We start from the raw sequence: 12709 nt of genomic DNA, 5'->3' as shown, positions 1-12709 counted from the left end.
GGGTTACGGGATGCGGGTTACGGAGCCGAGCTGAACTCCACTTCGGCCGCAGGCAGCACCCGTACGCGCCGACCCGGGAACCGGATGTTCCGGAAGATCTCGTTGTGGTGCGCGATCGACCGGTCCGGCGAGGCGTACGCCCCGGAATCGGGCCGTACGGAGGTGGTGTGGCCGTCAGCGACCAGCACCACGTCATACCCGTGGCTCAGTGCCTGCCGCGCCGTGGTGTCCACACACATCTCGGTCGCGAACCCGGTGACCACCACCTCGGTAGCACCCACCGCTTTGAGGGCCGCGTCGAGCCCCGTGCCGAGGAAGCTGTCCGGGCTGGCCTTGTGGACCACCAACCCGTCGCTGTCCGGGGCGAGTTCGGGCGCGATCTGCCATCCATCGGTGCCGGGATCCATCCCCCCGCCCTGGTCCTGGATCATCACGACCGGGACACCCGCCGCCAGGGCCCGTTCACGAAGCCCGGCGATCACCTTGACGGTCTCGGCTGCCCGGTGCGCGATCGCCACAGTGGCGTTCTGCATGTCGATGACGAGGAGGACGGAGGCTGGAGGCATGGCCACACGGTAACGGGGCTCAGCCGTTCACCGCCGCCGCCCGCGTACGCCAGGGCGTGACCGGTACCGCCTGTTCCGCCGCCCGGCTCGCACCCCCGGCCCGGCAACGGCGGCAGTGCGGTTCACTCGCCACCGGCCAGCAGACAAGCTGGTCACCGGGCCCCGGCACACGACCGGCCCGGCCGCCCCGGCCCTCTCCCCCGGCGCGGTTACGGGATCGGCCTCAGCGGGAAGTTCCGCCGCCAGCCGGTGCCGCAGGAAGCCGACCGCCGAGCGGATGCCGGCCGAACGCAGCCCCGCTGTCAGCGCGGTGCGCAACTCCCCCTCCGACACACCCCGCCGCAGCCACTCGGCCGCAGCTTCCGCGAGCTGCTTCCCGGTGCTCCGGCTCACCGGCGGCCGGAGACTGCGCCCTCGGAGGCCGCCCGCTCGGAGGTGGGGCGGGGCCGACAGCATGGACAGCGTCCGGTCCGGGCGACGACACGCCCTTCCGGAGATTGTCAGGGGTGTGTCACAGGACTTTGCGGCCCTTGGGGCAGCAGTTGCTGGTGTGATCAAATGCAAATGCCCCGGGGAAACCCCCGGAGCGCACCGGCTCTGTGCGGTCGCGACAACGCGGCTGCACCGGGTGCGAGGCGTACACCTGCGTCGTACCTCCCCGGCCCATGACATCGCGGCTCGGGACCGTACGGCGAATCGTGGGGTCGCCCGCATCCGACCCCACCCAGCGGCCGTGCGCCTTGCGGCGTACGTGCTCTCAGGCGAAAGGGAGCGAACAATGCACAAGACCTTGAAGACGGCCGCAGTTGTCGGCGCCAGCATCCTGGCGTTCTCCGGCGTCGCCGCCGGCGTGGCTCAGGCGACGCCGCGGCAGGGCGCGGACATCAAGGGGAACGGGAACCTCCAGGACTGCACGAACTGGGGCAACGCTTTGCAGAAGCAGGGAAGGATCGTCGGCTTCGCCTGCATGTTGAACCAGGGCGGCAAGACGTACGAGCTGACCCCGTACTACGCCAACTGATCCCCTCCCAGCGGGACGGCCTTTCCGGCTTCCCCGGCAGCGCGCGCCCGCCCGGGGAAGTGAGGCTTCGGTAACCGATGAGTGGCGATGCCGGGGAAGGTGAGGAGATCACCTCGAACACCTCGAACTCGTTTTAGAGCACTCCGGACGACTAGCGTTTTGCGCAATCGTTCTGCTCCCGGCCGCGTGATAGCCCCCGAAGGAGCAATGGGCCGAATAGGACATTGCACGCGTAAGGAAAAGGAAGTAGAAAGTCATGGCACAACCAGAGTCCGGCAAGAAGGTCATGGGCTGGGCCGCGGCGGCCACCCTGCTGGCGGCGGCGCCGTTCCTGGCTGCGTGCCAGGGCGGCTCGCACTCCTCTTCCGCCTCGCACGACAACAACAGCCCCTCCCCCTCAACCAGCGCGTCGGGTAACTCCGGTACATCGTCGGACGGCGGCTCCAGCACCCAGGCGGACGACCATTCCACTCCGTCCTCCGTAGTCGGCGCCTGGGTCACCGCGGTCATCGAGAAAGACGCGGAGCGGGTATGTCTGCTCTCCGCCGAGCCGGGCAACGGCTCGTCTCCGGCGAAGGCCACGACCCCCCAGACATGCAACGCGTCGACGACGCAGCAGATGGCCGTCGGCCTGCCTTCCATGAGCAAGGCGTTCACGCCGCAGAACGCCACCGGCAAGCCGACAGTGAAGGTCAACGGACCCACCCCCAAGGGCGACAAGGCGGTCGTCCCGGCTTCCAAGATCATCGTTGATGGAAAGCCCCTGCGGGCGATCATGCTGTCCCGCTCGCACGGCGTTGACCCGAAGTCCTTCAAGCCCAAGATGAAGGCCGTCAAGATCAACGAGAAGTGGTACATGAGCGACTTCGACGACAACAGCGGCACTCAGACACTCCACCCCCAAACACCGTCGTGAAGCGGCGGAGTGGCGCCCGCGGCACGGTGGCGGTCGTACGCCTCGCGGGCATCCGGGACGAAGTCCTCGCGGCGTACCAGGTTCGCTAGTTCGGGCTCGGTCACCCAGTGGTGCCCGGCGACTTCACGCGCGTCGGGCCGGGCCGGGGTCGTGACGACAGCCTCGTGCAGACCGAGCCAGTACGGGCTGATCACGCCGGAGCACAGGAACTTGAGCATGAGGCGCGGGGCGGCCCGGACCCCCAGCTCCTCCGCCAACTCGCGGGCTGCGGCTGCTTCGTAGGACTCACCCACACCGACGGCACCACCGAGCATCCAGTTGAGCTGCCCGGGGAAGCGCGAGGCGTGGCCGGGACGGCGGTGTACGAGGATCCGGCCGTCGCTGTCCCGGCGCACGATCGTCGCGACGCGGTGCAGCCACCCCTCCCGAATCGCCTCCGCCCGGTCGACGACGGCCAGTACCCGGTCCTGTTCGCCGACCCGCTCGACCAGTTCACCCATGGCGCCACGATGGCAGAGGGCTGTCCGTCGCCACGCGCGCGACCGAACACCCCGACCTCACGACCCCGGCACCTGAGGGGACGTCGGGAGGGGAGGTGATTCCGACGACGCCGGCCGGGCTGCCGGCCGGCCCGTCAGTAGTTCTGGTTCTCGCTCTCCGCGGTCAGCCACTCCATGTTGTCGTGGAAGTGGGCTCCCTGGCCCTGGAACTTGCCGTACTCGCCCCTGTTGAGACCGCCCTCGATGCCGAACTCGTCCCGCAAGTGCTCTTCCACTACCTGGAGGAGCGGGAACGGCCCGGACGCCACCGGGCCGGCCATGTGCAGTTCGTCGGCGCCCATCCCCTCGATCTTCGCGGCGATCTTCGCAATCATCTTCTCCATGACGGCGGAATTCTTCTGTGCGCCGATGAAGTGGTTTCCGTAGCCTCCGGTTTCCAGCAGATGAGTCACCGAGGCGCGGACCTGAGCAGCGGTCGGCTTACCGGTCGCCCGCTCGGCACCCGCCTGGTCCAGCGTCGCGTTCAGGCTCTGCTTGTCGCGGATGAGCGGGCCGAGCACGGGGACGTCCTTCTCCGCGAGCTTGGGCGTGTTCCCCTTGAGGTTGGCCGTCCCGGAGCCCAGGACCACATCGGCGTACACCCCGCCGTGCTTCTTGAGGATGCTGTACCTGGCGATGTCGGAAGCGAACGGATACGCCTTCTGCTTACCGGTGGTCGCCTTGTTGTAGGCGTCGGCGAGGCGGGGGTCGACGGCGTCCTCGATGAACCTCCGCTGCGGGCCCCTCGTGGTCCGGATCCTCGCCTGGTTCATGGTGCCCAGGTTCGAGTTGTGGTCCGTCCGCAGGTTGATGGTCCGGCCCGTGTTGGTGGCCCGGGCGGCCCACGCGAGGATGTTGAGCGCGGCCGGGGGGGATGGCTCCGCCGATCCAGATGAAATGGACCTGGGACGGGAACTCGGGGCCGTCGCCGGGACGGAGCGCCTCGACCTGCTTCTGGAGGTCGTCCAGGTAGGCCGGTTGCGGGGTCAGGGCCTTCAAGCGGTCCAGGAGCACGTCCACGGCTGCATGGTTGCCTTTGCCGAGCGAGGTGAAGACGTAGTCCCGTACGCGGTCCGTTTCCTCGGAGTCCAGCGGTGCCGGGGCGCCTCCGGGGGCCCTGCGTGGGAGATGCCCAGAGGAGCACGCTGGACAGCCGGGGCGGCGTGGCCGGAGCCGGGGGCGTGGGCGTGGCCCTGGGCGTGCTTGCCCATCGGCCGGGAGACCGCCGCGTTGCCCGCGGTGCGTTGCAGCGCCGTGACGCCGGCCGGACCGAGCGGGAGTCCGGGCGCCGGGAGCTCCGCTGTGAGCGCGGCGGCCGGCGAGGCCGACCGGCGCCGTACCGGGCTGCACCCGCTTTTCGCCCGCAGCCCTGGCCTGGTCTGCGATGTGCTCCTGCATCGATGGTCTCCTCGTGTCCGACACGCCCCGGGCGTGAGGTGTGGGGACACCCGGTGTGGCCGCTCCGACGCCGCGACTTCCAGGCCGGGGAGGACAACCATGAGGGCAGAGTTCGCTGCCCGCCCACCCTCGGGCCTCCGGTTCGGGCCCCCGGTGGCGTCTGCGAGTGGAGCGCCGGGTGCGTTGAAGGCGGGCCGTTCCGACGGCGATGGGCGGCCCGCCTGGAGCGCCGAACCCATGTGCGGATATTGTGAACAGAATGCGAGTTCGCTGACTCAACTGTGAGGAAGACATGGGGAAGGCCGCAGAGCGAAGCACCCTCTACCACGAGTTCCTCCGACTCGCGGGGCAGGTCGAGCGGCTCCTGAACACCGACCCGGCGCAGACAGCCGACGGCCGGGACGAACTGGTGCGCTGGCAGAACCGGTACCGCGAGCCGGAGGGGAAGACGGTCCTCTACCGACGCAACTCCCTGCTCATGCCGGGCTCCATACCCATGTCCGACACCCTCCGCGAGTGGAACGACCACGCGAGAGAAGTGCTGCGGACCGCACCCCCGCAGCCCGCGCACTGAGGCGACCGGGCGCGGATTGCCCGGCGGGGCCACGTGACGTACCCGCAAGAACGCGCCGTATGCCCTTCCACCTCTTGTCCCGCGCCACCGGTGTCGCCTAGACAGGTAGTTGACATGTGGTGCGAAGTTCCGAAGGAGTGGGTGGGTGCACGAGCGGAAGCAGGATCTGAACGCTGCGCAGCGGCAGGGGAGCGAGCAGCGCAGGCCCGCCGTGTTGCCGCGTCGCGAGGGCCCCGGGGCGGCGGCCGCCTTCGCCGGGCAGCTGCCGGGCGGGCAGTCGCCCGAGGCCGTCATGGCGCTCCAGCGTTCCGTGGGCAATGCCGCGGTCGCCCACATGCTGGAGGTGCAGCGGCACGCTCACGGGGCGTCCTGCGGTCATGGTGAGGCACTGACGGAGGAAGAGGCTCCGGTGCAGCGCCGGATGGCAGCACACGACGTACTGGGCATGCCCGGCCAGCCACTTCCCGGCGCGCAACTGCAGGACATGGAGGCGCGGTTCGGTGGCGTCGACTTCAGCGACGTACGGATTCATGACAACGCGGCCGCGAAGAAGTCGGCGCAGGAGATCGGGGCCCGCGCCTATACGTCCGGCAGCCACATCGTCATCGGTGAGGGCGGCAGCGACAGTCATACGCTCGCCCACGAACTCACGCATGTCGTCCAGCAGCGGCAGGGTCCGGTCGCGGGTACGGACAACGGCAACGGGCTGAAGGTCTCCGACCCGTCCGACCGTTACGAGGTCGCCGCGGAGGAGAACGCCCGGCGCGTCATGTCCGACGCCGCCGCGCCGGCGACCGAGCACACGGCCCAGCGGGCGGTGGACGACGAAGCGGAGCACGAGCACACGGTGTAACGCCGCAAGCTGCCGGCCAACGCGCCCGCGGATCGCTGCGCGGCCAGGGCGCGGGACCATCCCGAGTGGCCCGTGTTCCAAGAAGGCGGACGCGCAGGAGCGCGCCCGGCTTCCCCTCGGATGGCCCGCATATCCTTGATTCGAGCGCGCTCCAAGGGGTTGGCTGAGGCTCATGAAGTACACGCAGCTTGGACGCACCGGACTCAAGGTCAGCCGACTGGTCCTCGGCACGATGAACTTCGGGCCGCAGACCACCGAGGCCGACAGCCACACGATCATGGATTCCGCGCTCGCCGCGGGCGTCAACTTCTTCGACACCGCCAATGTCTACGGCTGGGGCGAGAACAAGGGCCGCACCGAGGAGATCCTCGGGACCTGGTTCGCCCAGGGCGGCGAGCGGCGCGACAAGGTCGTGCTCGCCACCAAGATGTACGCCAACATGGGCGCCGACGGCGAGGCCTGGCCCAATCACGACAAGCTCTCGGCGGTCAACATCCGCCGTTCCGTCGAGGCTTCGCTCAAGCGGCTCCAGACGGATCACATCGACCTGTACCAGTTCCACCACGTCGACCGGAACACCCCGTTCGAGGAGATCTGGCAGGCGATCGACGTCCTGATCCAGCAGGGCAAGATCCTCTACGCGGGCTCGTCGAACTTCCCCGGCTACAAGATCGCGCAGGCGAACGAACTGGCCGCCCGCCGCGGCTCGGTCGGCCTCGTCAGCGAGCAGTGCATCTACAACCTGATGGAGCGCCGCGCGGAGATGGAGGTCATCCCGGCCGCGCAGGAGTACGGCCTGGGTGTCATCCCGTGGTCGCCGCTGCACGGCGGGCTGCTGGGCGGGGTGCTCCGCAAGGAGCGGGACGGCGGCGGCGGGCGCAGCTCGTCGGGCCGCTCGGCGGACGCGCTGGCCGACCAGGCCGTACGGGCGAAGATCCAGGCGTACGAGGACCTGCTCGACAAGCACGGTCTGGAGCCCGGCGAGGCGGGGCTGGCCTGGCTGCTGACCCGGCCGGGCGTGACGGGTCCGATCGTCGGCCCGCGCACGGCGGAACAGCTGGATTCGGCGCTGCGCGCGGTCGAACTGGAGCTGCCGGATGCCGTGGTGTCCGGGCTCGATGAGATCTTCCCGGGTCCTGGCCCGTCACCGGAGGCGTTCGCCTGGTAGGCGCCACCTTCGGCCGGGCGTGGTGCACGTCAGCCGGAGGCGGCCGCCGTCACCGTCCGACGGCGGCCGCCACGGCGACGACGACGAACAGCAGCACAAGCGCACCGGCCATGATCCGGTTCCTGGTTTTCGGGTCCACACTCCGAGGTTACTTGCCGGGTCCCAGCGGCCAGGCGGCGACCACCTCGTACCGGGGCTCGCGCCCGCTTCGTACGAGCGCCAGCTCCCGCACGGTCCACGGGCTGCTCGCGAAGCCGGCCAGGGTCTCCGCGTACGGTTCGAGGCCGGTCAGGCCGTCGCCGCGGGCGAGGGTGAGATGGGGTACGTACGGATGCTCGCGCTCCATGGGTACACCGGCCTCCCGCACCGCCGCCTCCACCCCGGCGGCCAGCCGCCCCACCGCGTCCACACCCCCGGCGGCGCCCGCCCACAGCGCCCGGTCCCCGAACCGGCCGCCACCGGCGACGCGCAGCGCGAAGGGCGCGTGGTCCCGGGCGGTCAGCGCGAGCCGTGCTTCCAGGGCGGGAACGAGATCGTCGTCCACCTCACCCAGGAAGGCGAGCGTGAAGTGCCAGCCGGGCGGTTCGGTCCAGCGCAGCCGTCCGGCGCCGGGCAGCGCCCGCGCCCGGTCGACCAGCGCCCCGAGCTGACGGACCGCCTCCTGCGGGGGCAGCAGTGCCGCGAAGAGCCTCATGCGGACCAGTGTCCCGGGTGGGGGCGGCGGAACGGGCCCGGCCGTCTGGGCGTCTGGCCGTCCGGCCGTTCCCGGCGTACCCCCGTCACCGTGCGTATCGTTGTACCGCGCGACTGCCCGCACCCTGCGGCAGTGGGGGGGGAGCGCCACGATGACCGTCGTCGACGACAGGATCGAGATGGCCGACAGCCTGGACCTGCTCTTCGAGCAGGTGGAGCCCGTCCCCGAGGGCTACCACGTCGAGATTGTCGGGGGAACCATTCACATGTCGCCGCAGCGGGACGCGCACTGGCAGATCATCCGCAGGATCGTGCGGGCGCTGGAGGACGCGTTCGGAATGGAGGTCAAGGTCACTTCCGACGTCCGGATCGACTTCCCCGGCCATCTGAACGGCTTCGCCCCCGACGTGGCCAAGCTGCGGTCCGGCGCGGCGAAGGACGCCCGGGGCCGCTGGCGGTACCAGGACGTCGAGCTGATCGCCGAGGTGATCTCGGAGGGCACGGCTGCCAACGACTACGTCCCAAGAAGGCCGCGTACGCCGCTGCCGAAGTCCCCGTCTATTTGATCGCCGATCCGTACACCGGCGCCTGCCATGTCTTCACGTACCCCAAGGACGACGAGTACCACGGCACCGTGACCCTGGACTTCGGCTACCCCATCGACCTCACCGGCACCGTCGTCGGCCTCACCCTGGAGACCGGCGACTTCCCCCGCGACTGAAGCCGGACCGGCCCGGCGTACGCGGTGGGCCCGGCTCCGCGAAAAGGGCCGGGGCTGTCCGCCCCGGCCCTTTCGTGGAACCGTCCGTGCTCACGCCGCCGTGGCGAGCTGTTCGCGCGGGACGAAGCCCACGTGGCGGCGGCCGCGCCTGAGGTCGACCTCCAGGCGGAGGTTGGCCGCCCGGGCCAGCATCAGGCCGACGCCCATCGCCGCCACCGCGCAGATCGCGCCGCCCAGCGTGAAGCTCACGCGGACGCCGTACGAGTCGGTGAGCCAGCCGAACAGCGGGCCGCCCAGCGGGGTGCCGCCGGTGAACACCATCATGAACAGGCTCATCACCCGGCCCCGCATCTCCGGTTCAGTGCCCATCTGCACCGAGGAGTTGGCGGTGACGTTGACCGTCAGGCCGAGGATGCCGATCACGGTGATCAGCGGGACGAACATCCAGATCGACGGAGACCAGGCGGTGACGACCTGGAGGGCGCCGAAGGCGATCGCGGCCCCGACCAGGATGCGCAGCCGGGATGTGCCGCGCCGGGCCGCGAGCAGGGCTCCGACCAGTGAGCCGATGGCCATCAGGGTGTTGAACAGGCCGTACATACCGACGCCGCCATGGAACGTGTTGTTGGCGAACGCGCTGAGCCAGATCGGGAAGTTGAAGCCGAAGGTGCCCACGAAGCCGACCAGGACGATCGGCCAGATCAGATCGGGGTGCTTGGAGACGTAGTTCAGGCCCTCGCGGAGCTGCCCCTTGCCGCGTGCGGTGCGCTGCGTGTGGTGCAGCTCGCTGCTGCGCATCAGCAGCAGTCCGGTGAGCGGGGCGAGGAAGGAGAGACCGTTGGCGAGGAACGCCCAGCCGGGGCCGACGGCCGCGGTGAGCCCACTCGCGAAGGCGGGGCCTATGAGCCTGGCGGACTGGAAGTTCGCCGAGTTCAGGCTGACGGCATTGCGGACCTGGTCCGGGCCCACCATCTCGGAGACGAAGGACTGCCGGGTCGGGTTGTCGATGACGGTGACGAGGCCGGTGAAGAAGGCGGTCACATAGACGTGCCAGACCTGGACGTTGCCCGTGAGGGTCATCGCGGCGAGGAAGAGACCGCCGATGCTCATCGCGCCCTGGGTGCAGAAGAGCAGCTTCCGCTTCGGGAAGCGGTCGGCTATGACTCCGCCGTACAGGCCGAAGAGCAGCATCGGCAGGAACTGCATGGCCGTCGTGATACCGACGGCCGCGGACGAGCCGGTGATGCTCAGGACCAGCCAGTCCTGGGTGATGCGTGCCATCCAGGTGCCGGTGTTGGATACGACGGCACCGGTGGCGAACAGCCGGTAATTACGGACCTTCAACGAGCTGAACATTGAAGTCCGGGTAGCAGTTTCTTGCGGTGCGGGGGCGGAGTCTGCTCCGGGTCCCGAACTCAACAGGGGTCGCCTCCTGGGCATGGACAACAGATGTGGACAGGTGGGGGTGGGTCACCGGGGGCGACCGCGTACGAGGGTCAGAGCTGGGCGAGTTTCTCCAGGACGGGGGCGGCCGCGCGCAGTTTCACCCAGTCGTCCTCGTCCAGCCCCTCGGCCAGCTCGGCCAGCCAGACATTGCGGCGGCGCCGGCTCTCCACGAGCATCTCCTGCGCCTCCTCGGTCTGGCTGACCACTTTCTGTCTGCGGTCGTCGGGGTGCGGTTCCAGCCTGACCAGGCCCTTTGCCTCCAGGAGCGCCACGATGCGGGTCATCGACGGCGGCTGCACATGCTCCTTGCGGGCCAGCTCACCGGGGGTGGCGGAGCCGCAGCGGGCGAGGGTACCCAGCACCGACATCTCGGTCGGGCTCAGGGACTCGTCGACGCGCTGGTGCTTGAGCCGACGGCTCAGGCGCATCACGGTGGAGCGCAGTGAGTCGACGGCGGCAGCCTTGTCGGCGGGCGAAAGGTCAGGCATGTTTGTTAGCGTAACTCATTACCTATGCTAAAGACCAACCGGTATGCCATCCGGTGAGCGACATCACCCATACGAGTGAGGCAAGGCGCGAAAGTGACGCGCGGCGGCAGCCGGTCCCCCGACGCTGTCGGGTATCGACCGTGCTCAGCCTGCGCATAGACGGGGAGCTGCTCGCCCGTCTCCGGAACCACGCGGCCAAACGCGGAATGAGCGTCCAGGACTATGTGGTCCGGACGCTCATTCGCGACGACTTCGACGAACGGTTTCAATCGGCCGTCGACGAGACGGAGAGGTTCTACGGGCGTACGTGACCGCCGCCCGGCAAGCACCCTCGTGCGTGTGGGTGTTACGTCAGGCCGAGAGCCGGCATCGCGTAGTAGAAGACGAAGACCGCCGACACGATGTACATCGCCAGGGGCACCTGGCGCCAGCGCCCGACGACGATCCGCAGGACGGTGAAGGAGATGAAGCCGATCCCGATGCCGTTGGTGATCGAGTAGGTGAACGGCATCATCACCATCGCCAGGAACGCCGGGATCGCGACGGTGAAGTCGGACCAGTCGATGGCCCTGACCGAGCCCGCCAGGATCAGGAAGCCCACCGCGATCAGCGCCGGGGTGGCGGCCTGCGAGGGAACCATGGTCGCCACCGGCGTGAGGAACAGCGCCACCGTGAAGAGCAGGCCCGTCACGATGCTCGCGAGACCCGTGCGGGCACCCTCACCGACGCCTGCCGTGGACTCCACGAAGCAGGTGTTGGCGGAGGACGAGGTCGCACCGCCCGCGGCGACCGCGATGCCGTCCACGAACAGCACCCGGTTGATACCGGGGAAGGTACCGTCCGGCTTCGTCAGCTTCGCCTCGTCGCCGACACCGAGGATGGTGCCCATGGCGTCGAAGAACGACGAGAGCAGCACGGTGAAGACGAAGAGGACGCCGGTCAGCACGCCGACCTTGTGGAATCCGCCGAACAGACTGACCTGACCGACCAGACCGAAGTCCGGCGATGCCACCGGGTTGCCCGGCCAGTGCGGGGAGGTCAGACCCCAGCTGGGGACCGTGGCGACGGCGTCCACGATCATCGCGGCGATCGTCATCGCGACGATGGAGATCAGGATCGCGCCGGACACCTTGCGGACGATCAGCGCCAGCGTCAGCAGCACACCGACCACGAAGATCAGCACCGGCCAGCCGTGCAGATGACCGTCGGCGCCGAGCTGGAGCGGGACGGTGGTGTGCTCGGTGTCCGGGACACGGGAGACGAAGCCCGAGTCGACCAGGCCGATCAGCAGGATGAAGAAGCCGATGCCGATCGCGATGCCCTTGCGCAGGCTGAGCGGTACGGCGTTCATCACGCGTTCCCGCAGCCCCGTGGCGACAAGGAGCATGACGACGATGCCCGCCAGGACGACCATGCCCATCGCGTCCGGCCAGGTCATCCGGGGCGCGAGCTGGAGGGCGACGACGGTGTTCACGCCGAGTCCGGCCGCCAGCGCGATCGGCACATTGCCGATGACGCCCATGAGCAGCGTGGAGAAGGCGGCGGTCAGCACGGTGGCGGTGACCAGCTGGCCACCGTTGAGCTGATGCCCGTTCATGTCATGCGCGCTGCCGAGGATGATCGGGTTCAGCACGATGATGTAGGCCATCGCGAAGAAGGTCGCGAAACCGCCGCGGATCTCACGGGCGACGCTGGAGCCGCGCTCGGTGATCTTGAAAAAGCGGTCAAAGGCATTCTGCCGCTCGCCGGATGGCGATGGCGGAACAGCGTCGACCGGAGCGGTGGCCGAGGGTGACATGCGCGCGACCTCAAGTGTCATGTGATGAGAAACGGCCATATTTGGACGTTTAAACGAAAGGAACTAGCCAATCGAGAGCCGTTTCAGTATGAATACATAAGTCGAAGATCGCTATCTCCGCGCGTAGAGCCTTGGGCCACCTGGCCCGGCGCCGCCTCCCGCTCCCCCGCATAGACTGTCGGTCATGGCGAAGTGGACACCCGTACATGAGGCACCCGAGCCCCTGGAGGGGCCCGTAGTCGCCACCGTCACCGGCGGCACGATCATCTGGTTCGTCCTCTTCCTGGGGCAGCTGCCCTTCTACGGCTGGTTCGACGACCATGGGCATCTGTGGTGGCTCTGGACCTGCGCGGCCGGCGGCGCTCTCGGGCTGGTCGGGATCTGGTACGTACGAGGGCGCGACGCCGCGCTCAAGCGGGCGGAAGCCCAGGCGAAGGCCGACGGCGACGGGCCTGACGCCGCGTCCGGGTCCGGGTCCGTACGGCCGTAGAACGAGGCCCGTCCCATCCCGTCTCCTCCCGAGGGCGG

The 12709-nt window shown here is 69.1% G+C and carries 14 protein-coding genes and 1 pseudogene; 8 read left to right on the top strand and 7 right to left on the bottom strand.

The window, feature by feature from the left end; translation table 11 throughout:
- Window positions 1-17 precede the first annotated feature (17 nt).
- Entirely contained in the window at window positions 18-566 is a 549-nt protein-coding gene (locus tag OG452_RS19745) for an isochorismatase family protein (RefSeq protein WP_327296896.1), read from the bottom strand.
- Window positions 567-1344: 778 nt separating this feature from the next.
- Between OG452_RS19745 and OG452_RS19740 the strand changes: the two genes are divergently transcribed.
- Both OG452_RS19740 and OG452_RS19735 read left to right on the top strand, forming a co-directional pair.
- Complete coding sequence (locus OG452_RS19740; protein WP_327296895.1) at window positions 1345-1587, top strand: hypothetical protein; 243 nt, start codon at window positions 1345-1347, stop codon at window positions 1585-1587.
- A 256-nt stretch (window positions 1588-1843) separates the two neighbouring features.
- Window positions 1844-2503, top strand: coding sequence for a hypothetical protein (locus tag OG452_RS19735; protein WP_327296894.1), 660 nt, complete (start codon window positions 1844-1846; stop codon window positions 2501-2503).
- On the opposite strand, the gene OG452_RS19730 is transcribed toward OG452_RS19735, so the two are convergent.
- The gene (locus OG452_RS19730) at window positions 2473-3003 is read right to left on the bottom strand and encodes an NUDIX domain-containing protein (protein WP_327296893.1); all 531 of its coding nucleotides are present in this window, start codon (window positions 3001-3003) and stop codon (window positions 2473-2475) included. The two genes, OG452_RS19735 and OG452_RS19730, sit on opposite strands and share 31 nt — an antisense overlap.
- 134 nt (window positions 3004-3137) lie before the next feature.
- The gene (locus tag OG452_RS19725; RefSeq protein WP_327296892.1) at window positions 3138-3815 is read right to left on the bottom strand and encodes a glycosyltransferase; all 678 of its coding nucleotides are present in this window, start codon (window positions 3813-3815) and stop codon (window positions 3138-3140) included.
- Between the two features lie 917 nt (window positions 3816-4732).
- On the opposite strand from OG452_RS19725, the gene OG452_RS19720 reads away from it, so the two are divergent.
- The 3 genes from OG452_RS19720 to OG452_RS19710 all read left to right on the top strand — a co-directional run bounded on the left by OG452_RS19720 (window position 4733) and on the right by OG452_RS19710 (window position 7035).
- The gene (locus OG452_RS19720) at window positions 4733-5014 is read left to right on the top strand and encodes a hypothetical protein (RefSeq protein WP_327296891.1); all 282 of its coding nucleotides are present in this window, start codon (window positions 4733-4735) and stop codon (window positions 5012-5014) included.
- A gap of 145 nt (window positions 5015-5159) precedes the next feature.
- The gene (locus OG452_RS19715) at window positions 5160-5867 is read left to right on the top strand and encodes an eCIS core domain-containing protein (RefSeq protein WP_405561675.1); all 708 of its coding nucleotides are present in this window, start codon (window positions 5160-5162) and stop codon (window positions 5865-5867) included.
- A 172-nt stretch (window positions 5868-6039) separates the two neighbouring features.
- Window positions 6040-7035 (top strand): aldo/keto reductase, encoded by a 996-nt coding sequence (locus tag OG452_RS19710; RefSeq protein ID WP_327296890.1) that lies wholly within the window; start codon window positions 6040-6042, stop codon window positions 7033-7035.
- Window positions 7036-7183: 148 nt separating this feature from the next.
- Here the strand turns inward: OG452_RS19710 and thpR are convergent, their stop codons facing one another.
- Window positions 7184-7729 carry an RNA 2',3'-cyclic phosphodiesterase gene (thpR, locus tag OG452_RS19705; RefSeq protein WP_327296889.1) on the bottom strand — a complete coding sequence of 182 codons (546 nt, stop codon included), beginning with the start codon at window positions 7727-7729 and terminating at the stop codon, window positions 7184-7186.
- A 151-nt stretch (window positions 7730-7880) separates the two neighbouring features.
- On the opposite strand from thpR, the pseudogene OG452_RS19700 reads away from it, so the two are divergent.
- Window positions 7881-8449 (top strand): annotated as a pseudogene (locus OG452_RS19700) (Uma2 family endonuclease).
- Between the two features lie 90 nt (window positions 8450-8539).
- On the opposite strand, the gene OG452_RS19695 reads toward OG452_RS19700, so the two are convergent.
- Together OG452_RS19695 and OG452_RS19690 are read right to left on the bottom strand one after the other, a co-directional pair.
- Window positions 8540-9868, bottom strand: a complete 1329-nt coding sequence (locus OG452_RS19695; protein ID WP_327296888.1) for an MFS transporter — start codon at window positions 9866-9868, stop codon at window positions 8540-8542.
- 77 nt (window positions 9869-9945) lie between these two features.
- Window positions 9946-10383 carry a MarR family winged helix-turn-helix transcriptional regulator gene (locus OG452_RS19690; protein ID WP_327296887.1) on the bottom strand — a complete coding sequence of 146 codons (438 nt, stop codon included), beginning with the start codon at window positions 10381-10383 and terminating at the stop codon, window positions 9946-9948.
- Between the two features lie 140 nt (window positions 10384-10523).
- On the opposite strand from OG452_RS19690, the gene OG452_RS19685 reads away from it, so the two are divergent.
- Window positions 10524-10694 (top strand): ribbon-helix-helix protein, CopG family, encoded by a 171-nt coding sequence (locus OG452_RS19685; protein ID WP_327296886.1) that lies wholly within the window; start codon window positions 10524-10526, stop codon window positions 10692-10694.
- A 35-nt stretch (window positions 10695-10729) separates the two neighbouring features.
- Here the strand turns inward: OG452_RS19685 and OG452_RS19680 are convergent, their stop codons facing one another.
- Window positions 10730-12181 carry an NCS2 family permease gene (locus tag OG452_RS19680; RefSeq protein ID WP_327299698.1) on the bottom strand — a complete coding sequence of 484 codons (1452 nt, stop codon included), beginning with the start codon at window positions 12179-12181 and terminating at the stop codon, window positions 10730-10732.
- Window positions 12182-12365: 184 nt separating this feature from the next.
- On the opposite strand from OG452_RS19680, the gene OG452_RS19675 reads away from it, so the two are divergent.
- Window positions 12366-12671 (top strand): DUF2530 domain-containing protein, encoded by a 306-nt coding sequence (locus OG452_RS19675; protein ID WP_327296885.1) that lies wholly within the window; start codon window positions 12366-12368, stop codon window positions 12669-12671.
- Window positions 12672-12709 lie beyond the last annotated feature (38 nt).

The organism is Streptomyces sp. NBC_01197, from assembly GCF_036010505.1.
In the GTDB taxonomy this organism is placed as follows: Bacteria; Actinomycetota; Actinomycetes; order Streptomycetales; family Streptomycetaceae; genus Streptomyces.
Note: the sequence above shows the minus strand (reverse complement) of the source record. Positions and strands in the feature narration are given on the sequence as shown.

Coding starts and splice junctions, on each gene's coding strand:
- OG452_RS19745 (WP_327296896.1), bottom strand. CDS start 566: ATGCCTCCAGCCTCCGTCCTCCTCGTCATCGACATGCAGAACGCCACT.
- OG452_RS19740 (WP_327296895.1), top strand. CDS start 1,345: ATGCACAAGACCTTGAAGACGGCCGCAGTTGTCGGCGCCAGCATCCTG.
- OG452_RS19735 (WP_327296894.1), top strand. CDS start 1,844: ATGGCACAACCAGAGTCCGGCAAGAAGGTCATGGGCTGGGCCGCGGCG.
- OG452_RS19730 (WP_327296893.1), bottom strand. CDS start 3,003: ATGGGTGAACTGGTCGAGCGGGTCGGCGAACAGGACCGGGTACTGGCC.
- OG452_RS19725 (WP_327296892.1), bottom strand. CDS start 3,815: ATGAACCAGGCGAGGATCCGGACCACGAGGGGCCCGCAGCGGAGGTTC.
- OG452_RS19720 (WP_327296891.1), top strand. CDS start 4,733: ATGGGGAAGGCCGCAGAGCGAAGCACCCTCTACCACGAGTTCCTCCGA.
- OG452_RS19710 (WP_327296890.1), top strand. CDS start 6,040: ATGAAGTACACGCAGCTTGGACGCACCGGACTCAAGGTCAGCCGACTG.
- thpR (WP_327296889.1), bottom strand. CDS start 7,729: ATGAGGCTCTTCGCGGCACTGCTGCCCCCGCAGGAGGCGGTCCGTCAG.
- OG452_RS19690 (WP_327296887.1), bottom strand. CDS start 10,383: ATGCCTGACCTTTCGCCCGCCGACAAGGCTGCCGCCGTCGACTCACTG.
- OG452_RS19680 (WP_327299698.1), bottom strand. CDS start 12,181: ATGTCACCCTCGGCCACCGCTCCGGTCGACGCTGTTCCGCCATCGCCA.
- OG452_RS19675 (WP_327296885.1), top strand. CDS start 12,366: ATGGCGAAGTGGACACCCGTACATGAGGCACCCGAGCCCCTGGAGGGG.